Annotated in this window: 22 protein-coding genes; 13 read left to right on the top strand and 9 right to left on the bottom strand. The window is 43.8% G+C overall.

Annotated features, from left to right (window positions below; translation table 11 throughout):
* Positions 1–28: 28 nt before the first annotated feature.
* On the top strand, positions 29–1,918 hold the full coding sequence (locus tag BCT49_RS25140) for a DUF294 nucleotidyltransferase-like domain-containing protein (protein WP_102439070.1): 1,890 nt from the start codon (positions 29–31) through the stop codon (positions 1,916–1,918).
* Between the two features lie 5 nt (positions 1,919–1,923).
* Positions 1,924–2,640 carry a 3'-5' exonuclease gene (locus tag BCT49_RS25135; protein WP_017108213.1) on the top strand — a complete coding sequence of 239 codons (717 nt, stop codon included), beginning with the start codon at positions 1,924–1,926 and terminating at the stop codon, positions 2,638–2,640.
* A gap of 91 nt (positions 2,641–2,731) precedes the next feature.
* On the opposite strand, the gene BCT49_RS25130 is transcribed toward BCT49_RS25135, so the two are convergent.
* Complete coding sequence (locus BCT49_RS25130; RefSeq protein WP_102439068.1) at positions 2,732–3,424, bottom strand: MOSC domain-containing protein; 693 nt, start codon at positions 3,422–3,424, stop codon at positions 2,732–2,734.
* Between the two features lie 55 nt (positions 3,425–3,479).
* Complete coding sequence (locus BCT49_RS25125) at positions 3,480–3,722, bottom strand: hypothetical protein (protein WP_102439066.1); 243 nt, start codon at positions 3,720–3,722, stop codon at positions 3,480–3,482.
* An 87-nt stretch (positions 3,723–3,809) separates the two neighbouring features.
* Between BCT49_RS25125 and BCT49_RS25120 the strand changes: the two genes are divergently transcribed.
* Positions 3,810–4,622 (top strand): AraC family transcriptional regulator, encoded by an 813-nt coding sequence (locus BCT49_RS25120; protein ID WP_102439064.1) that lies wholly within the window; start codon positions 3,810–3,812, stop codon positions 4,620–4,622.
* Between the two features lie 48 nt (positions 4,623–4,670).
* Here BCT49_RS25120 and BCT49_RS25115 read toward each other — a convergent pair whose 3' ends face one another.
* The 4 genes from BCT49_RS25115 to BCT49_RS25095 form a co-directional block, all read right to left on the bottom strand.
* The gene (locus tag BCT49_RS25115) at positions 4,671–6,662 is read right to left on the bottom strand and encodes a diguanylate cyclase (RefSeq protein ID WP_102439062.1); all 1,992 of its coding nucleotides are present in this window, start codon (positions 6,660–6,662) and stop codon (positions 4,671–4,673) included.
* 20 nt (positions 6,663–6,682) lie between these two features.
* Positions 6,683–7,831 (bottom strand): sugar ABC transporter substrate-binding protein, encoded by a 1,149-nt coding sequence (locus BCT49_RS25110; RefSeq protein ID WP_102439060.1) that lies wholly within the window; start codon positions 7,829–7,831, stop codon positions 6,683–6,685.
* Between the two features lie 367 nt (positions 7,832–8,198).
* The gene (gene serC / locus BCT49_RS25100) at positions 8,199–9,293 is read right to left on the bottom strand and encodes a 3-phosphoserine/phosphohydroxythreonine transaminase (RefSeq protein WP_102439058.1); all 1,095 of its coding nucleotides are present in this window, start codon (positions 9,291–9,293) and stop codon (positions 8,199–8,201) included.
* A gap of 162 nt (positions 9,294–9,455) precedes the next feature.
* Positions 9,456–10,718, bottom strand: a complete 1,263-nt coding sequence (locus BCT49_RS25095; RefSeq protein WP_102439056.1) for a DUF945 family protein — start codon at positions 10,716–10,718, stop codon at positions 9,456–9,458.
* 183 nt (positions 10,719–10,901) lie between these two features.
* Here BCT49_RS25095 and BCT49_RS25090 point away from each other — a divergent pair, with 183 nt between their 5' ends.
* The 3 genes from BCT49_RS25090 (at position 10,902) to BCT49_RS25080 (ending at position 14,086) form a co-directional block, all read left to right on the top strand.
* Entirely contained in the window at positions 10,902–12,845 is a 1,944-nt protein-coding gene (locus BCT49_RS25090) for an ATP-binding protein (RefSeq protein WP_102439054.1), read from the top strand.
* Positions 12,838–13,335, top strand: coding sequence for a response regulator (locus BCT49_RS25085; RefSeq protein ID WP_102439052.1), 498 nt, complete (start codon positions 12,838–12,840; stop codon positions 13,333–13,335). Before BCT49_RS25090 ends, BCT49_RS25085 begins: the two co-directional genes overlap by 8 nt.
* 208 nt (positions 13,336–13,543) lie before the next feature.
* Entirely contained in the window at positions 13,544–14,086 is a 543-nt protein-coding gene (locus BCT49_RS25080) for a hypothetical protein (RefSeq protein ID WP_017108221.1), read from the top strand.
* A gap of 161 nt (positions 14,087–14,247) precedes the next feature.
* On the opposite strand, the gene BCT49_RS25075 is transcribed toward BCT49_RS25080, so the two are convergent.
* Positions 14,248–14,829, bottom strand: coding sequence for a TfoX/Sxy family DNA transformation protein (locus BCT49_RS25075; RefSeq protein WP_017060401.1), 582 nt, complete (start codon positions 14,827–14,829; stop codon positions 14,248–14,250).
* A gap of 357 nt (positions 14,830–15,186) precedes the next feature.
* On the opposite strand from BCT49_RS25075, the gene BCT49_RS25070 reads away from it, so the two are divergent.
* The 5 genes from BCT49_RS25070 (at position 15,187) to BCT49_RS25050 (ending at position 20,746) form a co-directional block, all read left to right on the top strand.
* Positions 15,187–16,107, top strand: coding sequence for an HDOD domain-containing protein (locus BCT49_RS25070; protein ID WP_102439050.1), 921 nt, complete (start codon positions 15,187–15,189; stop codon positions 16,105–16,107).
* A 55-nt stretch (positions 16,108–16,162) separates the two neighbouring features.
* Positions 16,163–17,068 carry a lysine exporter LysO family protein gene (locus BCT49_RS25065; protein ID WP_017111641.1) on the top strand — a complete coding sequence of 302 codons (906 nt, stop codon included), beginning with the start codon at positions 16,163–16,165 and terminating at the stop codon, positions 17,066–17,068.
* 175 nt (positions 17,069–17,243) lie between these two features.
* Positions 17,244–17,771, top strand: coding sequence for a hypothetical protein (locus BCT49_RS25060; protein ID WP_102439048.1), 528 nt, complete (start codon positions 17,244–17,246; stop codon positions 17,769–17,771).
* A gap of 118 nt (positions 17,772–17,889) precedes the next feature.
* Positions 17,890–19,533: a pyridoxal-dependent aspartate 1-decarboxylase PanP gene (panP, locus tag BCT49_RS25055; RefSeq protein WP_102439046.1), complete on the top strand. Its 1,644-nt coding sequence runs from the start codon at positions 17,890–17,892 to the stop codon at positions 19,531–19,533.
* Positions 19,534–19,891: 358 nt separating this feature from the next.
* Positions 19,892–20,746 carry a MurR/RpiR family transcriptional regulator gene (locus tag BCT49_RS25050; protein WP_004734686.1) on the top strand — a complete coding sequence of 285 codons (855 nt, stop codon included), beginning with the start codon at positions 19,892–19,894 and terminating at the stop codon, positions 20,744–20,746.
* A gap of 129 nt (positions 20,747–20,875) precedes the next feature.
* Here the strand turns inward: BCT49_RS25050 and BCT49_RS25045 are convergent, their stop codons facing one another.
* Complete coding sequence (locus tag BCT49_RS25045) at positions 20,876–22,177, bottom strand: iron-containing alcohol dehydrogenase (protein ID WP_102439044.1); 1,302 nt, start codon at positions 22,175–22,177, stop codon at positions 20,876–20,878.
* 406 nt (positions 22,178–22,583) lie between these two features.
* Here BCT49_RS25045 and BCT49_RS25040 point away from each other — a divergent pair, with 406 nt between their 5' ends.
* Both BCT49_RS25040 and BCT49_RS25035 read left to right on the top strand, forming a co-directional pair.
* Positions 22,584–22,847 carry a GrxA family glutaredoxin gene (locus BCT49_RS25040; RefSeq protein WP_009847069.1) on the top strand — a complete coding sequence of 88 codons (264 nt, stop codon included), beginning with the start codon at positions 22,584–22,586 and terminating at the stop codon, positions 22,845–22,847.
* A 249-nt stretch (positions 22,848–23,096) separates the two neighbouring features.
* Positions 23,097–24,779, top strand: coding sequence for an aspartate:alanine antiporter (locus BCT49_RS25035; RefSeq protein ID WP_017077841.1), 1,683 nt, complete (start codon positions 23,097–23,099; stop codon positions 24,777–24,779).
* 308 nt (positions 24,780–25,087) lie between these two features.
* On the opposite strand, the gene fabV is transcribed toward BCT49_RS25035, so the two are convergent.
* Positions 25,088–26,290 (bottom strand): enoyl-ACP reductase FabV, encoded by a 1,203-nt coding sequence (gene fabV / locus BCT49_RS25030; protein WP_029223635.1) that lies wholly within the window; start codon positions 26,288–26,290, stop codon positions 25,088–25,090.
* Positions 26,291–26,385 lie beyond the last annotated feature (95 nt).

The following is a 26,385-nucleotide window of genomic DNA, read 5'->3' as shown; positions in this document are numbered from 1 at the left end:
AAATCATACAAACTAATGGATGATCATTATGGATGCTGAGTTATTAGAGATTCAAAACTTTCTGGCACAATACCCCCCTTTCACAGAACTCCCTGAGGAGATGTTGGCGAAAGTGACCAGTAGCGTGGAAATTTCTTATTACCGCCAAGACACACCTATCATTCACTTTGGTGACCAGATTAATGATCTTTACATTGTTCGAAGCGGCGAAGTGGAAGTCTATCGTCGTAAAGGTGAGCTCTATAACCGTCTCGATGAAGGCCACTTATTCGGCCAAATGGGGTTACTCACCAACAACAAAGTTCGCTTCCCTGTTAAGGCAACAGAAGACACCCTGCTCTACTGTATCCCCGAACCTATTTTCCAAGAACTTTATGACAACTATGATTCATTCGCTGACTTTGTCGAAGTAGAAGATAACGCGCGACTGCGTCAAGCTAACTTAGACAGCAACGACGCCAACGATTTAACGACATCCAAGGTTAAAACACTGCTCACCAGTGAAGCTCCGATGATCGAGAAAACGCGTACGATTCAGCAAGCTGCCACCATGATGGCCGAAGATAACGTCTCTTCCCTACTGATTATCGACCCAGATATCGTTGAAGACGAAGAGGATGATTCGACACCTGTTATCGGTATTATTACCGACCGTGATTTATGTACACGTGTACTTGCTGAAGGTCTCGACCCATCGGATGAAGTCTCTAGCGTAATGACACCCGAGGTTATCTCACTCGACCATAATGCCTATGTATACGAAGCCATGATGACCATGCTTCGCTACAACGTGCATCACCTACCCGTGCTAAAAGATAAGAAGCCTATTGGTATTATCGAAGCGACCGATATCGTACGTTACGAATCTCAAAACTCGCTGTTATTGGTAAGCAGCATCTTCCAACAACAAAGTATCGAAGACCTGAAAGTGCTTTCCGAACAAGTGAAAGACAGCTTTGTACGCTTGGTCAATGAAGATGCCAATGCCCACATGGTGGGTACTGCGATGTCGGTAATCGGACGCAGCTTTAAACAACGTATTATCGAGCTAGGTGAAGAGAAGTTGGGTAAATCGCCAATCCCATACTGCTTCCTTGCGCTCGGCTCTATGGGACGTGACGAGCAGTTACTGGTTACCGACCAAGATAACGCCATTATTCTTGATGACACATACGACGAAGCAAAACACGGCAAGTACTTTGAAGAACTTTCAAAATTCATTTGTGACGGCTTAGACCAGTGTGGTTATGTTTACTGTACTGGTGACATCATGGCGACCAACCCTACTTGGCGCATGACACGTCGACAATGGGAAGAGTGCTTTGCCGATTGGATTGATGATCCAAACCCGAAAGCGCTGCTGAACGCCTCAATCTTCTTTGATTTAGATGGTGTCTATGGCCGCTTAAAATGGGCTGAGCAATTGAACAGCTTCATCGTAAGACGTGCACGTAAGAACAACCGCTTCTTGGCGTGTCTTGCTCGTAACGCGCTCAACCGCACACCGCCTCTGGGTTTCTTCAAAGATTTCGTAATGGAGAAAGATGGCCGTCACAACAACTCGATCAACCTTAAACGTCGTGGCACCGCGCCACTCGCAGATTTGATTCGTGTTCACTCGTTAGCTGTTGCTTCTCGTTCGAAGAACTCATTTGAGCGTTTAGACGATATTATCGATGCAGGTATTTTACCTAAAGGCAGAGCGCAGGATTTGAAAGACGCTATGGAGTTCATCTCCTTGGTTCGTATTCGTCACCAAGCGCACGATGTTGATAACAATATCGAGCCTGATAACAACATTGAACCAGAGAACTTATCTGACTTCGAACGACGCAATCTAAAGGATGCATTCCAAATCTTAAGTAATGCGCAAAACTTCCTTAAGTTCCGTTATCAAGCTAGCAATAAGTTTAAGTAGGGCTTATGAACAAACTATTCAGATCACCTGCGGTCGATTGGCCATTTAAGTTTGCTCAGAAACTCGAACGCGCGCGCGACGACCGCTTAAAGCACTTTTATAGCCAGCCTCTTCCTGCGCCTGATACGCCACTTTCAGAAGTAACCTTCTTGGCTGTCGACTTTGAAACCACGGGGTTAAACCCAAACAAAGACGGCATCATTACCATTGGTTTAGTGCCATTTACGCTCAATCGCATCTACCTGCGACAAGCCAAACACTGGACGCTGAGACCAAAACAGAAGTTGGAAGAAGAGTCCGTCGTGATTCATGGCATCACTCACAATGACATCATTGATGCGCCAGATCTTAGCGAAGTGTTGGGCGAGATCTTAGAATCAATGGCAGGACATATCCCAGTGGTTCACTATCGTCGTATCGAACGTGACTTCTTGGATAATGCATTAAAGGTGCGACTCGGAGAAGGTATTGAGTTCCCAGTCCTCGACACCCTCGAGATTGAATCTCAAATCCAGAATAAACTGGCTGGCGGCTTGTGGAATAAGCTAAAAGGTAAGAAGCCAGCTTCAGTGAGATTGGGGCAGAGTCGTCGTCGATACCACTTACCCGACTACACACCGCACCACGCGCTAACTGATGCCATAGCGACCGCTGAGCTACTCCAAGCGCAGATTGCTCATCACTTTGACTCTGAGATGCCTTTGAAGAACTTCTGGCTCTAATTGTCAATCAAGGCTTACGTTAAACAGAACGTATAAACATAAAGCCCACTAACTTCCATTCGTGGGCTTTATTGCTTTTTGTCATCCGGGTTTATGCTGCTGTTGGTCCAACTAAACGCATTTCCCAATCTTCGACTTCATCGGTTTCTAGACGACGTTCAACCAGCTTGCCCCAAGATTCGACTAAAGGCAGTTCAGCCATCTGACTTAACTCTTCTCTATCAAGGCTGCCAGTAAACACCGCGCCCATGATGCGCGCTAACGACCAATCTGGATAAGGTCTTTCACACAGAATGATCTCATCGCCTGCGCCAATATCGCCTTCTTCCAATACTCGGAAGTACCACCCAGTTCGAAGTGTACCTTGCAGTCTTCTTGCCATATCGTTTTGATCAAATCGCACGTTGAGCTTCCAACAAGGCATGCGCCCCTGTGAGACTTCCAATAAAGTTGAGCCAATACGAACCTTATCTTTCAAACAAATGGATTGTTCCGTGATCCCGCTTGAGCTTAGGTTCTCGCCAAACGCGCCTGCAGATTGGAAGATGTCTTTGTCACCCAGTTCTTGCTGCCAAACTGGGTAGTGCTCGCTCGGGTAGATATGAAGAGCTTTTTGAATGCCGCCATGAAAGCGAGGGTCGCCTTGTTCATCGTTGGTAAAACCCAACTCTGTGGCGTGCTGGCGCTCCGACAAAACCTGCTTATCAATGGCACTGTTTGCACCGTGCGCAAAAGTAACGGTTTTGCCAGCCAATACACTATTTACTACGCCTAACTTCTTCATATCTCTTCCTTCTTACCTGAAACTTATTTGCTGTTTTATACGAGCTAACGCCAACTTATTGCTCACCCAGTGATTTAAATACCGGAACCGCTGCTAATACTTCAATGTGATTTGCAGTGCTCTTTAGATAACGTGTTTCGCTGTTCGAAAGCAATACATGACGTTGATAACCTTCTGTTTTCGGAAACTTAGCTAATACCGTTTCGAGCGATGTTTCACACTTGTTTTGGTTAATACCTTCAATATCGACTTTGAATAGTAGTTGGTTTTCTTTCGATACTTCAACTTGATATCGCATACGTGTGCCCTCTCTACTTCATTCACTCTGCCGGGCATGATAGCCTAGTCTCGCCACGTCAGAATAGGGACATAAAGACACTTAACCATGCCAACCCGCCAAATAGATTCTCACTCCGAAATCATCACCTCAAATGAGATGATGGTCGCTAGCCCGAATTCGCCCGCGTTGGTGAAGACCATCGACATGCCCAAGGGTTACATCGATACAATGCACCAACATACGTGGCATCAAGTGATCTTCCCGATCAAAGGCCTACTGCAAACGAAAACCGAGCACTACCAACATCTTGTGCCCCATACTTCTGCTTTGTTTGTACCTGCCGGGATCCAACATGAATCTATAGCACTCAGCCATACGACGTTTGTCGGCATTTATCTCAATCCAGCCTTTGGTATTAAGTATGAACCTCAAGTTCGAACCATTACCCTGACGCCGTTTTTGAATGCACTATTGCAGGAAATTCGCAGACAGTGCGAAGGATTAGTGAGTGATGAAGAGGTATCGCGCTTGCTCTCGGTATTGCACGATCAGATCATGAAAGACAACGTTCAGACCTATCAATTGTTGCTACCCGAAGACAGACGCTTGAAGCTTATATTTGAAGCGCTGACAGAGAAGCCAACGTTGGATTTGTCGCTAAAGGAATGGGGAGAGAAAGTCGGTGCATCAGAGCGAACCTTATCACGCTTATTCTCAAAAGAGTTCAACACATCATTTCAGTTGTGGCGACAACAAATCCGGCTGATTTATTCGTTGTCTTTACTCGATGAAGAGTTCTCAATCCAAAGTATTGCTGACCAAGTCGGCTATCAAAACGACTCGTCTTACATTAAAGCCTTCAAGGCGTCTTTTGATGTCACGCCACAGCAGTTTCGCTTTAATGGTCGCAGAAGGTAGTGAGAGCCTATCTTTGAACCCTGACTCTAACTTACAGGGTGACTCACACTACTTTGCTACTTCAGCTAGATCTTGATAGTAACGACGCTTTTGGCGATACATATCTTCATCTGCTTGAGAGAACAGCTGCTCGACTTCTGTCGATTCCGTTGACGCGACGCCAATCGAGAATCTAACCGGTATGCTAACGCCGACTTGTGTTTCGATGGCCTGGTCGATTTGATCCGCGTACAGCTGCTCAGCGAGTTGGTGAGGGTCTTGCGCGTGTTGCTCAGCAGGCTTCAAAGTAAGAATGGCAAACTCATCACCACCTAATCGATATAGATTACTGGTATGGCTTAACCTATTGCGAATCACATCCGTACAACCTTTGATCAACTCATCACCCACCGCGTGTCCATACTGATCGTTAGCAGTCTTTAGTCCATTAATATCAATGATCAGCAAAGACAAACTGTCTTTGTACTCTGTAGCGCGTTGCTTAGAGAAATCCAGATCTTCGTCGAAGGCTTTACGGTTGTAGCACCCTGTTGGCATGTTGATGCGAGTAATGTTCTCAAGCTCTATCCAACCAGCTAACTGTTTTTGGTATAGGTCGAAAATCAATAAGTCTTCCTCGCTCAGTAAACCAAAGTCCTGAGACAAGAAGTGGCCAATCGTGGTGCCTTTTGAATCTTTTAAATCTTTGTCGCAACTAGTCATGTCTCTATCAGCAATGTCACCATGAACAACGTCACCACGAGCCATGTCGCCTTCAGAAACAGAGTTAAAGCTGAATTGGATTAAGCTGTCAGGAAGTAACGATTCCAGTTGTTGATTCACCAGTTCAGGAATCAAGCGATACTCGACACTTTGTCTCATAGAAGCAAACTTAACGATCTTAAGAATACGGTTTTTCTGAGACTCTTCGCGGGCTAATGAATGCGTTAATTTACTCGTTTTCTCTTCCACCGTTAGCTCTAGCTGTGTGTTAAAACTTTCAAGCTTGTGGTTGTTCTCTTTGATTTGTTGATAGGCGGATCTCAACTGATCATTACGTACCTTCAGTTCACTCAATTGACTCTGTATTCGAGACCACATCTTTTCCAATAAACGGCTAAATACAGTGAACTCAGTAAAACGATGCTTATCTGGATTGTGCTCAGGAGGCTGATTGTTTGAGTAGGACTCCACCGAACCTGTGAGCAAATTAAGTTGTCTCGAAAAGGCGCGATTCAACATCAACGCGAAGACAATTGCGACGGCTAATGTCGCAAATAATATTCGAACAAACACTACCTGAGATTGCTGCATCTCCCGTAAACGAGCACTGTCCGATACATGGTGTTTCACCGCTAATGTTAATGCTTCTGAAAACAGCTTGTTGTCGTTAGAAATGAACTGGGTGCCTGTTTCTTCAGTTTTATCGCTAACCGAAGCCAAGTAATCAAACTCCACTGACTCATTGTCATATAGGAAAGGCGCGACTTTAGACTCTAATCGGTCGTAGCCCATCAGCACGACAAGATAACCTTGCGGCGTATAACTTGAGCCCTCTATCAACCGATACGGCAAAATTGGCGCGACAAAAACGATACCTGAATCCGCGTTATCGGCGATTTCCGGTTCGATAAACTCAGCATGAAACAACTTACCTTGCTTGTACGCAGACTGAGGACGTTTCAAATCCTCAAGTAACTGACTTTGTTCAAAATGATACAAGCTACCTTTGCTGTCATAAATGGGCTTCCAGTGACTATCCAATATATAGGTTGCGGACACGCTATCGGCTAGTGCGTTAAAGCTCTCCATCTTGTCCCACACAACACTAGAGAAAAAGATATTCCCACCCGCTTTAATCAATGAACGATCTTGCGAATACCACTGCGTGAGACTGGCTGTAAGGTTGAGCTGCTCTTGCACCGTTTGCTGAATACCTGCCGTTGAGTTGGCGAGCTTGATCTCTTTTTGTTCGAGAGAGCTTTCATTCTGCTTATTCAGTATGAGTTGACCGGCTAGATAAACTGGAAATAACGAACACGCCAAGAACACCAAACCCATGGAGTATTTCAATGAAAGTTTCAATCGCCAGACCTCATGTTCGCTGAGTAGTAGCTTACAAAGTCATCGTAAAACTTGTTCAACTCTTGCCTCGGCATTCCCGACTTATATCGCTCATACGCTCGTGCTGAAGCTTCCCATACGATCGCCATTTTGTAGTCGCTCGACATCATCTGCGATGATTGAAATTCATCGTACATGTTAGAGAAAGTGGTATTTCCTTCTGCAACACGGCGTTGGTTCACCTCTCGAAATGGCGAGATCATCGCGTTTGAATGCGCCAAATAAGTAAAGCTGTTCGATTGTAAGTACTGAACAACTTCTTTTAATGCTTCTCTTTTCTCTGGGTTGTTCATCCCTTTCTTTGTAATCGCAAAAATCTTGGCGCCACTAAATGAAGACATCGCCTTGTCGCGATAGGTAGGTAAAGAGTTCACATGTAAGTGCTCGCCATACGCCTGATCGAGTTCGCTAAAAGCCCAATCACCATCAATCAAAAACTCGACTTCACCTGCAATGAAACGTTGCCTCGCACATGTCTCATTGCAAGACGCTTCAATGGTTTTGGCTTTCTCAAGCTTATCGATGAACTCAAAAATTGAGACCAAACCTTCCCCATCAATGTTTATTGATGAAAGCATCTCTTGAGAAAACAGCTGGAAGAAAGCCAAATAGAAGTACATGTTTGGATTTGGGAACAAAACAGTGGCACGGTTCGAATCAGATGAGCGTTGAATCAACTCTTCCCAAGTAATGGAATGGTCTTGCGGCTTGTTCGAATACAGAACTAACTGGTTACCGATTCCGACTGGTAACGCCTTAAGTTCACCATTAATCACTACGGCATCAAGAGCTTTTTTCTCATAGCGTGAAGTATCGACCCAAGCGGAAGGTAACGTTGCGAGCTCAATATACTCAGTGAGCCCTAAGAAATCAGAAGGCACCCAAATGACATCAGGAAAGGTATTGTCTCGAGGGTCTGCGACAAGAAGCTCTGAGCGGATACTGTTGATATCAAATGGTCGTATTTCGACACGGTGATCAGTCATCGATTCGATGTGTTCTTTAACATAATCAGCGGTTTCGTAATTGATACCTGCCCATATTTCGAGCGTAGAGGCGCAAGTAACCACGGGGAACAACGCCGCTAATATACTCAAAAATCTCACACCTAATTCCTCATGGCGAAAAGTATCATGTCTCGAATGGCGCCAGAAATCATCAAGAATGGTGATGACATTGGCTGTTTGGGTTCATCGTTACTTTGGGGCAAGACGTTATATAGTAAAAGGTCAGTAATAAACAGAGAAACCAAGCTATCTGTTCATACTTTTTATCGATACAAGTTGCTCTCCCCCGATAACAACCAAACCTTATTGTTCAGCTTAACTCTGAACAATACATTGCAGAATATCATACCCTTTATGCTTTTTTAGGCAAAAAAAAAATGCCGCAAAAGCGGCATTCATCTCGTTTAGTACATCTGACACAATCCAAAGCAAGGATGCTATTTATTGTTCAAACTTCTGTTATTGATTAAGCGTATTTCTCTTCGAAGTCTTTCATGAAGCTGACTAATACTTGCACGCCTTCCAAAGACATCGCGTTGTAAAGTGAAGCTCTCATTCCGCCTACCGCTCTGTGACCTTTTAGCGATTTCAGACCCGCAGCATCAGCTAACTCTAAAAACTTACCGTCTAGTTCTGGTTTCGCTAATTGGAAAGGTACGTTCATTCTTGAACGGTTTGCCGTATGAACGTCATTTTTGTAGAAAGCAGAATCATCAATCGCGTTGTAAAGTAGCGCTGCTTTTTCTTGGTTAACACGCTCCATCGCTTCAACACCACCTTGAGCTTTCAACCATTTGAAAACTAAGCCAGATAAGTACCATGCGTAAGTTGGCGGCGTGTTGAACATTGAGTCTTTTTCAGCAAGCACTTTGTAGTTCAGAATGCTTGGCAACACTTCGTTCGCAAGCTCCAGAAGGTCATCACGTACGATAGCGATGCAAATACCTGCGGGACCAATGTTCTTTTGAGCGCCCGCGTAGATAACACCGTACTGAGACACATCGATTTTGCGAGATAAGATGTTAGATGACATGTCAGCAACGATAGGCTTATCCGTTTGAGGAAGCTCACTGATTTCGATGCCATCGATGGTTTCATTTGGACAAAAGTGCACGTATGCCGCTTCTGGGTCGATTTTCCAATCTTTAGCCGGAACAACAGCCGCTTTGCCATCAATCGATGTCTTAGCATTGAATACGTCGATTTCGCAGTACTTACTTGCTTCAGTCACCGCACTTTCAGCCCAGTAACCCGCATCAATGTAAGTCGCTTTCGTCGCGTCACCTAGAAGGTTTAGAGGAACAGCAGCGAATTGAGCACGAGCGCCCCCCTGACAGAAAAGAACTTTATAGTTGTCTGGGATGTTCAGAAGATCACGTAGGTCTTGCTCAGACTCATCGGCAACTTGAATAAACTCTTTGCTGCGATGGCTGATTTCCATAACGGAAGTGCCTAAACCATTCCAATCAATGAAGTCCGCTTGTGCTTGTTTCATTACCGGTTTAGGCAGTGCCGCTGGGCCAGCACTAAAGTTGAATACGTTATCTAATGTAAGTTCCATGGGGATGATTGCTCCTGCTAAATAATAACTATGCAAGTAATACCATGTTTTACCCAACATAAAAACAACAAAAGAGGTCTTAAGACCTCTTTTGTTTCGTACCGTATAAAATGTTTAACTTAACCCGCTAGATCGCCCTATCAGTATTAAGCCCGACTCTTTTTATTGAACAAAAGCCGGCATAAGCAGTGCAATTAATGGAATTTCTTGTCCATTTTCAAACACTAGATTTCCATTCTCTAGGTCAGCCGTGATTTCATAACCACTTTCTGTTTGCTTGATCATTTCCATCACGATCAATTCGTCGATCCCTTCACGGATGAATGGGTATTCTTCGACAAGTTCATTTGAGAAGCTAGATTGAACATTACCGGTTAATGCAGGAACAATCATTGAAGGGTTACTGCTGATGTTCTCTGTGCCTTCAGGTACGCTCACTAACCATTTAGATTCAAACTGACCCTTGCCTAATTCTAACGACATGTTGTTCATTGAAAGGTCGAAGCCTTTAGCAAACAGTACATCGATGAACGGAATGATCTCAGCCACATCTTCTTGCGTCAGAACAGGATTCGCCTGGTAAATTTCAAAGATTTTCTCAAACGACTGGCTATCTAGTTTCGACATTTCAAAATCGACGTTTAGATTGTTCAACTGGCCTTCGTTGGTTTCAATGTTGGCGATATCCAACTTAAGACTGCTGCTCAAGCGCTTAGTCGCTTCATCTAGATGCGATTCAAAATCGTACTTAGAGTTTTCGATGGTCATGAATGGCTGCATTGCAGAATCTGAAATCAAGAAGCTATCAATAGTAAAGTTCTGCGTGCCTAACCAGTAACCTTTCGCTTGTTGGCCTGAACCAATACCTTTTAGGTTAGATAGTGTCACCTCTTCACCCGTTTCAAAATCAATTTGAACCGATGGGATAGAAAGCTCGTAATCGACCTGCCCTAATACAGTGGCATGCCCAGACAGATTCGACTTCGTGATAGATACCGAGGTACCATTTTCTTCTGAGCCTTGGTGATTGAACTGGCTTAACTCGAAGTTGAAATCCGTGTTGCCGTTTAGCTCTGTGCTGGTAGTCAGAGTAAGAGGCAGAATGTCAGTATTCTCAAACGTCGACAGCGCGTTTAAGCTCACTAAACCATGGCTAACCGCACTATTAATGACAAACTCACTTGGTAAACCATCGAGCGCAAGTTGCTCTTTCAAGCTCTCATCCGTCACAGTTACGCGAGTGGTTACATTAGAAGAAAGATAACCTCTATCGTATTCCACGATCTCAGCTTGAATGCTTGAATTGTTAAGCTTTGCAACGCCATCTGTAATTGCGTTTTGTCCAATTTGCCCAACCGCGAGTGGCCAACAAAGTGCCAATGCGATTGCTCCGCCAATTGCGCCAATTTTTCTTAACTGTTCCATGAGTTCTCTTTCTACACTAGTCTGTTTTTTTTAGTCTAACCCATCAGTAGCAAACAAGAAACATTGAGTTAAATCAGTCTATTGCTCGATACTTCAATTCCCTCAACAAATTAACGGCTAGCTCTCATCCTTATTAAGCGCTTCTTGATAGGCTAGAAGCGTCGCTACTACTAAGGTTGAACCGTGAATCAATACGCTGTTATTTGTTTGGACAATAATCCGGTGAGCATTGAAAGAATACGCTCGGAGCTGGCTCCGTTGTCTTATGTATTTGACATTTATACTGCTGAGAACCTAGAAGATGCGCATCACGCATTAGAAGATATCCACGACAATCACCAAACCGTCGCCTTGGTGATCTCTCACCATCATTCTGAATTCAATGGTGTGCAATTCCTGATTGAACTTGAACAGCTGCCCCATAGTAATACCGCGAGAACGATATTGGTGAGCGCCTCGTCAGACATTCAATCGATTCTAACCGCAGTAAACGAAGGTAGACTCAACCACTGCCTAACCAAACCGGTTCAAGACCAGGTTCTCTTCAAATCAGCACAAAAAGAGCTAACTTCTTTTGTCATCGAGTACGACCCAGAAAACCTGTTGTCTTACAGTAATGCGTTGGATCAACAACGCTTACTCAGAGCACACATCGAACAAAAGATTCATTCGTTCCAATCTGGGTTCATTCACGATTACCACCAGCTTTCTGACAACGCCCTTGCTGAGCGTGTCGTCAATGCTTTGCAGGATGTCTTTTCGAAAGACGACAAAACCAAAGCCATTCGTGATTACTCGCCAGAACATCTACTGACTGTAGAAGGTGAAGACAATCGCTTTCTTTGGTTAATCATTGAAGGTGAAGCCGCTCTCTATAAAAAAGATGAGCTGGGGCAACAACGCGAAGTTGTGCGTCACTCTAAGGGCAACATTGTCGGTGGGATGTCATTCGTGACGGGTGAACCTTCGTTCTCTACTGCGATCACCCTAACCCAGACACGAGTGATCAAGCTTGATAAAGATAGCTTTGCTCAGGTTATGCATTCAAACAATACCCTGCTCCCGCTCTTTACTAATCTGCTGCTCCGTCACTTTAATCGACGTTTGCAACGAAGCATCACCAATAAGATCAAGCTGCAACAAACACTGGAATCATTGGAATCAGCCCATCAACAATTGATCGAGAAAGAGAAGATGGCGATGCTGGGTCAACTGGTAGCAGGCGTTGCTCACGAACTGAATAATCCGATTGCAGCTATATTGCGTAGCATTGAAACCCTATCAGAACACCTAGACCAAATACTGGAAAACTCGTCACTCCCAGAATCGAATAAAGGGACGGAAGTATTGGCACATTCAAAACTAGCCAAGCCTCTATCCACGGCGCAAGAGAGGCAACTCGTTAAGCACCTCTTATCGACTATCAATGATCGTACGCTAGCTAAAAAAGCCGTGAGACTGAACTTGAGCCAAGACTCTGTGGTTTTAGATACTTTAAAAGACTCCCCTATTGCGGGCAAAGAACTGCTTAACGACTTAGAGCATTACCATTATGTAGGAAACTCTATTCGGTCGATTCAAGTGTGCAGCAAGCGCATTGCCGATATGGTGAAAAGCCTAAAAAGCTACGCCCGAGAAGATGAAGAAGTGCGTCACTACGCGGATATTCACGAAGGACTTGAAGATACCTTAGTTATATTTGAAAACAGACTTAAACATCATCAACTCGAAAAGCATTACGACACCGTTCTGCCGCCTTTATTGTGCCAGTCGCTCGCGTTACAACAAGTTTGGACAAACCTTATCTCCAATGCACTGGATGCGCTTTCAGAACGAGGAACCGTCTCTATTACCACCTCTCAACAAACAGAGGGAGACGACACTTTTTTAGTGGTGCAAATATCAGACACTGGCCACGGCATCGCCAAGGAAGACATCAACACTATTTTCAACCCAAACTTCACCACCAAAAAAGAAGGCAACTTTGGCTTAGGGATTGGGTTATCCATTTCTCAACAAATCGTTTCGGCTCATCAAGGTTTTATTTTGGTCGAGTCTGAGGTTGGCAGCCATACTCACATGCAAGTGTGGCTTCCGTTCAAACAAGAAGGAGCACCTCATGAATAAGTACCTAATTTTATGTGTCGATGATGAACCTGAAGTTCTCAACAGTGTCCTTCAAGACTTAGCGCCATTTGAAGAAAACTTTATTGTTGAAGGAGCCGAATCGGTCGATGAAGCCAAGCAAGTGATTAAAGAAATGGGACAAGATGGTATTAAGCTCGCCTTAATCTTGTGTGACCACATCATGCCTGACAAAACAGGCATCGATTTTCTCATCGAGCTCAACCAGCATGACTCGACGCAACCAACGCGCAAGCTGCTGCTCACAGGCCAAGCCGGGCTTGAAGACACAGTAACGGCCATCAATAATGCTGCACTTGATTTCTATATCTCTAAGCCTTGGCGAGGCGACCAGCTCAGAGACACGATCACACAACAGTTAACCGACTTCGTGATTGCTAATGACAAGCAGTTATTAAACTGGACTTCTATCCTAGATACCGAACGCATCCTTACCGCGATGGCGAATAAACGGACAAGTTTTGGCGAGTAACGCTTAATTTTTTGTGAATCGCCCAAAAACATGAGATCTCAGTTACAGACTGATACATAATTTGCTCATTTTTTGGCTAATTGACAAATGATTCGCATTTTTATGGATTACTTTTCCGTGAGTTAGATTAAACTGTCTCAATGTTTATGGTTTGCCTGATTTTTCTCAAACCAAAGGAATTAACACTAATTAAAGGTTTACGGTCGTTATGCGCAAAATTCTACTTACTACCGCTATGCTATTGGCTTCTAGCCCAGCACTAGCTGTTGATGAACAACCACAAGTAATGAGTAACTTTAACTACGATTACTTTGAAGCACGTATCGGTGCTAGCCCAGTAACATTTGGTGGTGCGTTCAGTAAGTCAATTCACCCGAATGCTCACGCTATAGCACGTATCGATTCAGAATTTGAAGGCGATTACGACTCAGCTGTAGGTCTTGGTTTCCACGCTCCATTAAACAACTGGGCTGACCTAACTGGTGAAATGCTAGCGCGTATCGTTCAGCCTGAAAACTCAAGCTCTACTGATATCGGCATGGAAATCAACGTTGGTGTTCGCCAATGGCTTGGTCCACAACTAGAAGTGGGCGGTAAAGGTGGTTACGTTTCAATCGATGACAACGATGATTGGACAGGTTCTGTTTACGCTCGTTTCCACTCTACAGAGCTATTCTCTCTAGGTGCTGAAGCTCGTATCAACGACTTCTACGGTGATCAACTTATGTTCACTGCTCGTTTCAAGTACTAATACTTAGCGAGACAGCCCTAACAAATAAGCTCTCCATGAGCACTTAGCCTTTTGATACTTAGTCTATTAAGAAATCCGGCTAAGACAGAAACAAAAAAACCGAGGACATTCCTCGGTTTTTATTTATTAACAGTAATCTTAAGCATAGAGGGATGACTTCTTTAGTGGCAGCTCTTCAATAATTGCTGCTTGCGTGGTTCTTGCAATAGTTTCCAGTGGATACCATCAATTGCGCCCGCAAATTTCCAAAGTAGTTTTAGGTCAACATCATTGCCGTACGCTTCGCGAACCTTATTAAACACTTCAGGCGCGCCTAACTGCATAAACATTGAAACATCATCAACACCTGCTTTTTTCACCATGCGCTCTAATGTGAGTTGCATGTTTGGAAGATCTCTCAATCTACGGCTAGCGGATGATTTTTTGAAGCTACGTTGTTGAATTGAATTATCGATTGAAGTACGAATAATGCTATCCAATTCAGGATGTTCACATGTAAACAGATCCGTAATATCGTAGTAATTTACGGTTGCTGTTGTCTGTTTTTTCACATGACGATACTTTTCACAATCAAGATCCGTCAGTTTTTTATCTAATGACTTGCCACCTCTAATGAATAAACAACCTTCACTCAACAAAGCGAACATAGCGTCATTTTGAAAGAGGCCAATACCTCCGAACATAGAACGTTTTTGATGCTCACCAAATTGATTCACGTAATTAATAAATGCTGTCTCGGTCATATCCGTTGATCCTTAATCAAATTACCCCGATTAGGTTGATCACCAGACAAGCAGCTTTTTTATGCGAAAAATGTTAAATCTATTTTTTATTGTTTAGGTGAATATTATAATTTCGTTTTTCACCTTTAAATAAATGATACTTTGAAAAGAAAAATAAGTCTGGACTTAGTTCACATCAATCAATTGAGTATTCTAGTTTTTCATGATTGACATCACAGTAAAACATCAAAATATGAATGGTTTTTGATGTTTGGTGATACATCGGTTCAAGTTTTCTAGGTTTATGAGGCCCGATGAGTATTGCCTCGCAGCATCGCGGCTTGTAAAATAGGTCCACATACATTTTTTACTTTTTATATGAATCATTTATCGTTTTTCTGGCTACCACAAAATAAGGCTCTTCTCTTAAAGGGTCTAGAATCAGAGTTTGCCCAACTTGTTGGCCATTCTATCTCAGCGGGAAAAATAACCCTTCCTCCTATCCCTGAAGTCGTCTTAAAAATTCAAAAATTATGCACCCAAGATTCAACGGGCATTGCCGAGGTTGCTGAGTGCTTACTTGAAGACCCTGGCCTCACAGCTATCGTGATTCGCGTTGCTAACTCTGTGGTATTTAACAGACGGAATATCACCTGTGTCGACATTATGACGGCAGTATCACGCTTAGGCATATTGAGAGTAAGAGACATCGTTACCGCCCAAGCTATCGAACAGCTTAAGCATTCTGTGAATCTAAACCACGAATGTAATCAGGTTTTGATGCAAAGCGCTTCTATTTCAAAAGAACTTGGCGCGACGATGGTACTGGTTACCAATAGCTTCAAAGAACTGTCCCCTATCGAATATCGCTACCTCGAGCATGAGAAATCTCTACTCGTCGGGCTATTAGCCGATATTGATTTGTTCTGCCTAGTAAGTGAGTATCACCTCTATCTCGAAAATGGGAACTACCTAGACCACGATATCGCTCTGCAAATATTCCAAGGCCAATGCTCTGCAACCAGTAAGCTGGTTCTTAGACGTTGGGGATTCGACAGTGACTTCATTGATGTGTGTAGTAACACCATCAATCAGCAAGAAGAGCGCGAAGTGTCTTATCTTGATATTGCACGAATTGCCAATCACCTTTTGATGTTTAGAAACAAGGATGAAAACATCGATGAACATGAAGTGGAGCTTAATGTCACGGGTGCCGAAGTTCTTTATAAATTAAGCAACTTGAGTAAAAATGATTTTAATGCAAAGCTAAGCGACGTTATCAACGCTAGCGGCTTCTAAGTCACCGTAGAATTGCTAAGTAGTTGTAATAGTAAGTAAATGCAAAAGGGAAAGCATGTTTACAGGGATGATCTTTATATTTGCGCCACTCGTCGTGGGGTATCTTTTTTCTATATCAAACACCCAGACGTTAGAGTTCATTAATCGCTCGACGTCTAGGCTGATCTACGTAATCCTATCGCTTATGGGGCTGAGCTTAGCCGCACTCGATAACCTAGGCAGTAATCTACAGACAATCCTTCTTTATACTGTCACTTTCTTTGTCTGTTTAAGCGTATGCAACCTAATGGCGCTGCCAGCAATCGATAAATTACTGCCGCTTAAAACTGACAGCAGCCAGAAAAAGCTCCCGCTATCATCAATGGCGATGGAATCCGCTAAGTTGATTCTGGTGGTCGGCTCTGGCCTCATCGCGGGCTTGGTTCTCCCGATCGGGCTTGATTGGGTCGATACGGCAAGTGAATGGATTCTATTCGTTCTTCTGTTCTTTATTGGCATTCAACTGCGCAATAGTGGATTGACCCTTAGACAAATCTTACTGAACAAACACGGCATGGTGATCGCTCTTACGATTATCGTGACCTCAATGATCGGTGGCGTGATTGCCGCTTACTTACTTGATATACCCCTCTTTAAAGCTTTAGCTATGTCATCCGGATTCGGTTGGTATTCCCTGGCAGGCATTCTAATGGGTGACGCTTTTGGCCCTGTCTATGGTGGTGCATCGTTCATGCTTGAGCTGCTGAGAGAGTTGGTTGCCCTAGTGCTGATCCCAGTGCTGATTCGCAGTTATCCGTGTACTTCTATTGGCTATGCTGGTGCGACCGCAATGGACTTCACTTTGCCTGTCATTCAAACAACAGGCGGCGTTCGATGTGTCCCAATCGCCATCGTCAGCGGGTTTATATTGAGTCTTCTCGTCCCGATTATGATGTTGTTCTTTGTATCTCTTGCTAACTAGATCGCAGGAATAGCGATTGTTTTAGATTAGAATGCATTTCTTAGTACCAAAGCCCAAGATACCGATACAGTTACCGAAATAAAAAGACACTAAGTGTCATTGCTCAACAAATAATGATCACGGTACTCTGTAACGACAAAGTTCTAAAAAGAATAAACTTACAAAAGGAACCACTATGAAACGCCTTTGCGTCGCATTACTGCTAGCTTCAACTTCTACTTTCTCTTTTGCAGCAGATTCAATGTCTGAAACAAACCAATGCCAATCAACAAAGTATGATGCGTACATCGACGCTTCTTTGAACTGGTATGCTGATCTTGCTGCATTAACATCTGAGCAATACCCAGAGCTCAAAGAAGTCAGTGAGTGGTTCCTAGAAGGTCGTAAACACCACTTTGAACTCAACCGCGCTGCGGTAAACTACTACTTAGTGAATGATTCAAGCAAAGTTGCGACAGCACAGTCGGTTGAAGGTTGGTTACAACTAGAACAGCACGATATTAAGACGCTATCAACACGTGATGATGAGCTTGGAAAAATTGCGAAGCAGACGTTCGATGACCGTCAATCAACCCCTCACGCTCAAAACTACGAGCTACGTTCAGCTTTTGCTGAGCTACTGAGCCACCCTAAGCAAATCGATACTGCACTGCAGCGTTACAATCAGTCGATTGCTAAACTTGAAGCGATCAAGTGTAAATAACCCTTGATTTACTATGCTTTTGTGGGAAGTTGGATTTCATAATTAAGACGGGACATTGTTCCCGTTTTCGTTTAAATTGTCCCGCTCGCGTCAATATAAGAAAAATAACTCGCTTGCTATGGTTACGGAACAAAAAACAGCAGATGTTAGCTTCGACAGTCTTCTACGTATCTTTACAGTACCTGAAGGCCCAGATTCAACACTCACTCAAATCGAAGACAAACTTTCACGAAACCTGAATCAATTCTTACGTGAACACATTGTGGCTGAAGAAAAGCCATTGCGTGAGATTGAGAAAGATTTTTCGAATGCTCATATCCCTGAGCAGCCTGAGTTTGTTTCAGAACATACCGAGCATCTCCTCGATTCTCTTGTATCTCATTCTGTACATACGTCGTCGCCAAGTTTTATTGGCCACATGACGTCTGCACTACCCTATTTCCTGATGCCGCTGTCTAAAATAATGATTGCGTTGAATCAGAATCTAGTAAAAATCGAAACGTCAAAAGCTTTCACTCCTCTTGAACGCCAAGTTTTGGGGATGTTGCACCGTTTGATCTATCAAGACAGCGACCAGTTTTATTCTCGTTGGATGCACAGCGCCAACCACTCTTTAGGTGCGTTTTGTTCTGGCGGTACCATCGCGAACATCACTGCGCTTTGGGTTGCTCGTAATAATGCGTTGAAAGCGCAAGGCTCGTTTAAAGGTGTAGAGAAAGAAGGCTTGTTCAAAGCCATGAAGCACTACGACTACGAAGGTCTCGCTATTTTGGTTTCTGAACGTGGTCACTATTCTCTGAAAAAAGCAGCCGATGTACTCGGTATTGGCCAAGAAGGCCTTGTTTCAGTAAAAACGGATAACAATAATCGTATTTGCACTGACGACCTGAGACTCAAGATCGAACAGCTTAAGCAGAACAAGATTAAGCCTTTCGCCGTCATTGGCGTCGCAGGTACGACCGAAACTGGCAATATCGATCCTCTAAGAGAAATTGCAGAGGTGTGTGCCGAGTCTGACTGCCACTTCCACGTGGATGCTGCTTGGGGCGGCGCAACGCTGATGTCGAACAATCACCGTCATTTACTTGATGGTATTGAGTTAGCGGACTCTGTGACAATAGATGCACATAAACAGCTCTACATCCCTATGGGTGCAGGTATGGTTTTGTTTAAGAAGCCAGACGCGATGACAGCAATTGAACATCATGCTCAATACATATTGCGTAAGGGTTCGAAAGACCTAGGTAGCCACACTCTAGAAGGCTCTCGTTCCGGTATGGCGATGCTCGTTTATGCGTCAATGCACATCATCAGCCGCCCTGGCTATGAGCTGCTGATCGACCAAAGCATCAACAAAGCACGTTACTTCGCTGACCTGATTAAAGAACAAAGTGATTTTGAGTTAGTGTCTGAGCCAGAGCTGTGTCTACTGACGTATCGCTACCTCCCTGAATCAGTAAAAGCTGCATTGCTAAAAGCTGGTGCTCAACAACGTGTTGAATTGAATGAGTTACTCAATGAGCTCACTAAATTTATTCAGAAGAAACAGCGTGAAACTGGCAAATCTTTTGTCTCCAGAACCCGCTTGAATCCAGAAGCTTGGTCACATCAACCGATTATTGTTTTCCGTGTTGTATTGGCAAACCCGCTTACAGGCAATGAGATACTCACCTCTGTGCTTGAAGAACAGCGTGAAATCTCTAAACTTGCACCAAACCTGATGGGCAAAATCAACAAACTGGTTACGCAAATCAACGCATAGTCATTCAATTTTAGTTGCATCAATTTGAAAATTTCTTTCTTTTTGATGTAACTAAGCTGTCAGTTCATACTCAATTTGCATTCTTTTTGCTCAAACTCTCTTCCAATTCTGTAGTTTTCTAAAATTTTGTTGAGGTTTGTCATATTCTTAAGCATTCATGCCGTGTTTTTGTATTAGTTAATAGTATGTTGGGTTTATACTGACTCTATGGTGCTAGTTAGCTTGATATCCATTTGACGCAGCAGTAATTGCAAACCTCTCATTGTTTTAGGTTCTGTTTTACTGATATTTGCTTCAGCCATACCCCCTGGTAAACGATATTAACTAGCAAGTTGTTCTCTATACCCTCGTGAACACTATGAATACATTAGAAAAAATACAAAAAAACCTGGAAAATTTCAGCAAGTCTGAGCGTAAAGTAGCCGAAGTAATTATGGCTTCCCCTCAAACTGCAATTCATTCTAGCATTGCTACCTTAGCTAAAATGGCTGACGTAAGTGAGCCTACAGTTAACCGTTTCTGTCGTCGTTTAGACACTAAAGGCTTTCCTGACTTTAAACTTCACCTAGCTCAAAGCTTGGCGAACGGTACACCTTACGTGAACCGTAATGTTGAAGAAGACGATGGCCCTGATGCTTACACGCATAAGATTTTCGAATCGACTATGGCTTGTCTGGATGTTGCTAAAAACAGTCTAGACGCGATGCAAGTAAACCGAGCGGTTGACTTGCTGACTCAAGCAAAACGCATTTCGTTTTTTGGCTTGGGTGCATCTTCTGCTGTAGCGAAAGACGCTCAAAACAAGTTTATTCGTTTTAATATCCCTATCACGTGTTTTGAAGACATTGTGATGCAACGAATGAGCTGCATTAACTGCAGTGATAACGATGTTATTGTTCTTATCTCTCACACTGGCCGTACTAAAAGCCAAGTTGAGATTGCGAACCTGGCTCGTGAAAACGGTGCGACCGTTATTGCTATCACAGCAAAAGATTCTCCTCTAGATAAAGCGAGCTCGTTATCTATTTCTCTGGATGTTCCGGAAGACACTGACGTTTATATGCCAATGGCAAGCCGCGTTGTTCAGATGACGGTTATCGACGTGTTAGCGACAGGCTTTACGCTTCGTCGTGGTTCTGGCTTCAGAGAGAACCTAAAGCGTGTGAAAGAGTCACTTCGTGATTCACGTTACGAGAAATACTCTCAGTTCTAATCTGCGAAGACAGAACTGATAACAAGTTGAATTAAAAAACGGAGCCTAGTGCTCCGTTTTTATTTGTCCTGAGTTAGCTTAGCTTTCTCGTTATATGTGTTTTATGTTTCTGCTTTCTGCTTTCTGCTATTAGATCGTCCAGCTATTACCTTTCTCTACAACATTATTCTCAGACGCATAAGAGTTAATGATGGTAAAACTCGACTCCGTAGCCTGCTCTGGGGCAAGTTGAGCTGTTTGATTCATCGAGGCTGCCTCATGGTATTCCCCTCCACAACCGCATTCCGCACAAACCTGCTGAAGAATATGTACAAGCCTCTCTTGATTCAACGGTAAAGGATTTCCTTTTATCGCAACAGACTTAAGCGCATCGGACGACACCTCATCAAACTGAGCTTCGCAGACACCAAACTCCAGTAAGCTTGGAAGCTTTAGCGTGTCCAACACTTCAGATAACCAAGCAATCGCGTCTTCCTCTTTCGCCTCGGAACTTCCAGTAACAATCTGAGCAATTCGTTGATAGCGCCCTAAGATGTCATTTCTTTGTTGCTCTCTCGCGACCGCGATATTCTCCATCATCACAAATGGCGCTAAGCGCGCTGTTATAACACTGTGTGGCGCAGATATCTTGCCACCTAACGCGGAGGCCAATCCGTGCGCGGCACCAAGCTTGGCATTGGTTATCGCCATTCCACCCAGCATAGAAGCGAAGGCAAGATCAGAGCGAGCTTGAGGTTCATCATAAACGCACGCTTTAACCACAGAGCCACTTAACTTACGTAACCCTTCCTCACAGATCATATCGGTGAGCGAATTAGGCTCACCACACACATATGCTTCCATGAGATGCGTAAAGGCATCCATGGCTCCACGTCCTGATAAATACAAGTTGGTGCCGTACGTTAAGGTCGGGTCGACAATCGCCACGTCGGCTAACATATCGGGGCTTCGAAGGCTGATTTTGACTTGATCTTGTCCAGACTTAAGCACGGCGTTTTTAGTGACTTCAGCGCCTGTACTCGCTGTCGTAGGAATCGCGATAAACGGCAGTGGTTTTGCTTTGAGTGGTACATTCCGACCAACAACTTCTACATAGTCGTATAAATTACCTTGGTTCGGTAAAACAGCAGCTAACGCTTTCCCCATATCAATTGCACTGCCTCCACCCATTGCAACCACCATATCAGGCTTAAATCGGCGTGCCGAAATAGCGGCCTCTTCGACCATTTTGATATTGGGTTCACCGGAAACGGCAATGTGTTGATAGCGCATGTTTTGCGCATCGAGATAATCGGTGACCAGTGAAGTGCGTTCTAACGTGTTGCCAGTAACCAATAACACGCTGTAGCCGTATTGATTAAAGAGGGACAATGAAGCCTGAAGTGCTCCATCACCAAAGATGATCTTTGTAGGTGTCATAAATTGAAACATGGTGCCTCCTGCGCCTATGACCAAACAAAACTGCGAACTCTTGGTTATTGGAATTTAGCCTTTGTATCGTGCATCACTATTAAGATGCCTCGTTCTGTAGGAGCTTTTTTTGACGAAGTGCAACTTGTGGCATTAAAGATGGATTAAAGTCGTATTTTTAGGGGTAATTCACACTCTCAATTTGTGGGTACTCAACGATGGTGACGGGCAGTTTGCGAGCCCCTTTCTATTTATGGTGAATATTTGCGCTGATAGGTAAAAGCTATCGTATTAAGAGGCAATTCCATCTTTATTTCCCCATAGCATTGAGGCATAGTTGGTTTTAAGAAATTTTGAGTGGCATTCACTAAAGAATAGTTAACATAATAGAGTTAACGAGCCTCATCCCGTATTTAGGAGAAATTAAATGTTTGTAGTTATTTTTGGTCGCCCTGCTTGCCCATTCTGTGTTCGTGCAAAAGAGCATGCTGAAACTCTTAAAGCTAAACGCGATGACTTCAACTACCGTTACGTTGACATCCACGCTGAAGGCATCAGCAAAGCTGACCTAGAGAAGACTGTTGGTAAACCAGTAGACACAGTGCCACAAATCTTCATAGATCAAGACCACATCGGCGGCTGCACAGAATTTGAAGCATACGCAAAAGAAAACCTAGGTCTTTTCGACTAAGCTAGGATTTCTCATACGAGAATCGAGGCTAAAGCCTTAAACAGCTAACCAATTTTAGAGTTAGACTGTACGATTTATTGAAAGCCCGCTCACTGTTGCGGGCTTTTTTACAACAAGTTTTCGTACGGAATAAGAATCAGGTCAAAATCAAGTAAAATAGCAAAATATCGCTTATAATTTATTTATATTTAGATACAATTCACCTCTCAAACTTACCCTGTGTTTCACGCCAATTATTGAGCGACCACTGTGAATATCGACGTTGTTTTTCTGTTAGAACAAAACCCCATTCTCCTCATCTTTGTTGTTTTATCGATTGGATTAGCCATTGGTAAAATTCGTTTCGGTAGCCTCCAACTCGGCAATTCAATCGGTGTTCTGATTACTTCCCTTATCATGGGACATCTTGGTTTTTCGTTTAACGCTGATGCGCTCACCATTGGCTTCATGCTTTTCATCTACTGTGTGGGTATTGAAGCTGGACCAAACTTCTTCGGTATCTTCTTTAGAGACGGTAAACATTATCTCATTCTGAGCCTTGTGGTGCTCTCTACCGCAATTGCTTTAACGTATTTCAGCAGTCATTACCTCGGGCTGGGCTTTGGTTTATCCGCAGGTATGATGGCGGGCGCCTTAACAGCAACGCCGATATTAGTAGGTGCTCAAGATGCGCTGAATTCTGGACTTGCTGAATTACCAAGAAATATGGATATAGGCCTGATCATCGAAAACCTATCAGTGGGTTATGCGATGGCTTACTTAGTTGGCTTAATCAGTATGATTATGTTTGCTCGCCTTATTCCAAAGCTTCAGAAAGTTAACCTACACGATTCAGCTGAGCAAATCGCTCAAGAGCGTGGCTTAGGTGCTTCAGGGCAACGTAAGGTTTACCTTCCAATCATACGAGCTTACCGCGTAGGACAAGAGCTTATCTCTTGGACTGACGGTAAGAACTTGCGTGAACTGGGTATTTATCGTCAAACGGGCTGTTACATCGAGCGTATTCGTCGTAACGGTATTCTTGCCCACCCTGATGGTGATGCGATCCTGCAAGAGGGTGATGAAATTGCATTGGTTGGTTTCCCTGATAGCCACGCGCGTCTTGACCCGAGCTTCCGTAACGGTAAAGAGGTTTTCGACCGTAACCTTCTCGATCTACGAATCGTGGAAGAAGAGATCGTCGTTAAGAGTGACAGCATCGCAGGTAAGCGCCTGTCAGATTTAAACCTGTCTGAATATGGTTGTTTCCTTAACCGCGTAGTACGTGCTCAAATTGAAATGCCGATGGACTTAAACATCGTGCTTTCTAAAGGTGATGTACTGCAGGTTAGTGGTGAAAAGAGTCGTGTTCACGGTCTAGCTGAGAAAATTGGTTTCATCTCGATCCACAGCCAAATGGCGGATTTGATGGCCTTCTGTAGCTTCTTCATTCTCGGTATTTTGTTTGGTTTGATCACCATGACATTCGGTCAGGTTTCATTTGGCTTAGGTAATGCGGTTGGCCTACTTCTATCGGGCATCATGCTTGGCTTCTTACGAGCGAACCACCCTACTTTCGGTTATGTGCCTCAGGGGGCATTGAACATGGTCAAAGACCTCGGTTTGATGTTCTTCATGGTCGGTATCGGCTTAAGTGCCGGCGGTAAGATGTTTGAACACTTAACGCAAGTAGGCCCTCAGGTCATCGGTATAGCCCTAGTCGTGAGTGTACTGCCAGTATTCTTTGCTTACTTAGTTGGCGCTTACGTGTTGAAGATGAACCGCGCTCTTTTATTTGGTGCCATCATTGGCGCACGAACTTGTGCTCCGGCGATGGACATAGTAAATGACCACGCTCGCTCAACCATTCCAGCACTGGGTTACGCCGGTACGTACGCGATAGCCAATATATTGATGACCTTAGCTGGTACTTTCATCATCATCATTAGCTAGCATCTGCTGCTTTAAAAGCAGCCCAGCTTAGATATTTCGAATGCACTAATTCATCTTTGGGTTAGTGCATTTTTTTATAGCCTGTTTTTATGCAGCTCAAGCCTCCGTCCCCACTCCTGCACTTAACTCTCTTCGCATCTCGTGACTCGTATCCCGCATCTGCTCTTTAAATTTCTTCGCATCTCGCCACCCGTATCCCGCATCTGCTTTTATTTTTCCATATCTGCTTTTAATCTCTTGCCTCAAACGACAGACAAAAAAATAGGCGCTCCGTGAGCGCCTATTTCATTTTGATTCGATTGTTTGAATTAGATGTCAGCTACATCAAATTCAACAGCTGGGTTAACGTCAGCTTCGTAATCAACACCTTCAACACCGAAACCGAACAGCTTCAAGAACTCTTCTTTGTACTCAACGTAGTCAGTCAGTTCTTTCAGGTTTTCAGTTGTGATTTGAGGCCATAGGTTACGACAATGCTCTTGAATGTCGTCACGAAGTTCTAGGTCGTCTAGACGTAGACGGTTCACTTCGTCAACTTCTGCTGCGCTACCATCTTCTTTGTATAAACGTTGGCTGAACATACGGAAGATCTGTTCCATACAACCTTCGTGAATACCTTCTTCACGCATCTTCTTGAACACCATAGCGATGTAAAGAGGCATAACAGGAATCGCAGAACTTGCTTGAGTCACAACAGACTTAAGAACAGCAACGTTTGCAGTACCGCCAGTTTGGCCTAGTTTTTCGTTTAGCGCTGATGCTGCACGATCTAGATCCATCTTAGCTTTACCTAGCGCGCCATCCCAGTAGATTGGCCACGTTAGTTCAGTACCGATGTAGCTGTAAGCAACAGTCTTACAACCGTCAGCTAGAACACCCGCTTCAGAAAGTGCGTTGATCCAAAGTTCCCAATCTTCACCGCCCATTACAGTAACAGTGTCTTTGATCTCTTCTTCAGTAGCAGGCTCAACGCTTGCTTCGATGATCGCATCTTTGTTTGTATCTACAGCTGTAGATGTGTACGTTTCGCCGATAGGCTTAAGAGCTGAACGAATTACTTCGCCAGTCTCTGGCATTTTACGCACTGGAGACGCCAGTGAGTACACAACCATATCGATCTGACCTAGGTCTTCTTTAATCAGGTCAATTGTTTTCTGTTTTGCTTCGTTAGAGAAAGCATCGCCGTTAAGGCTTTTTGAATACAGGCCTTCTTCTTTAGCTAGCTTGTCGAACGCTGCTGAGTTGTAGAAACCAGCTGTGCCAGTTTTTTTCTCAGTACCGGCTTTCTCGAAGAAAACACCGATAGTAGAAGCGCCGCCACCAAATGCTGCCGCAATACGTGAAGACAAGCCGTAGCCACTTGAAGAGCCAACAACTAGTACACGTTTAGGTGCGTTTGCGATTGGGCCTTGAGCTTTTGTGTAAGCAATTTGTTCTTTTACATTAGCTTCACAACCGACTGGATGTGTTGTAGTACAGATGAATCCGCGAATTCGAGGTTTGATGATCATATTCAACTTCCTTAAAAAATCAGGTTAAGGATAAGAGTTTCGTGCGCAAATGGCATCTAATTTCTGTAAAAATGTGGTGAAAATGCAAGTGGTTG

It is taken from the genome of Vibrio lentus, from assembly GCF_002875945.1.
Classification (GTDB): domain Bacteria; phylum Pseudomonadota; class Gammaproteobacteria; order Enterobacterales; family Vibrionaceae; genus Vibrio; species Vibrio apostichopi.
Note: the sequence above shows the minus strand (reverse complement) of the source record. Positions and strands in the feature narration are given on the sequence as shown.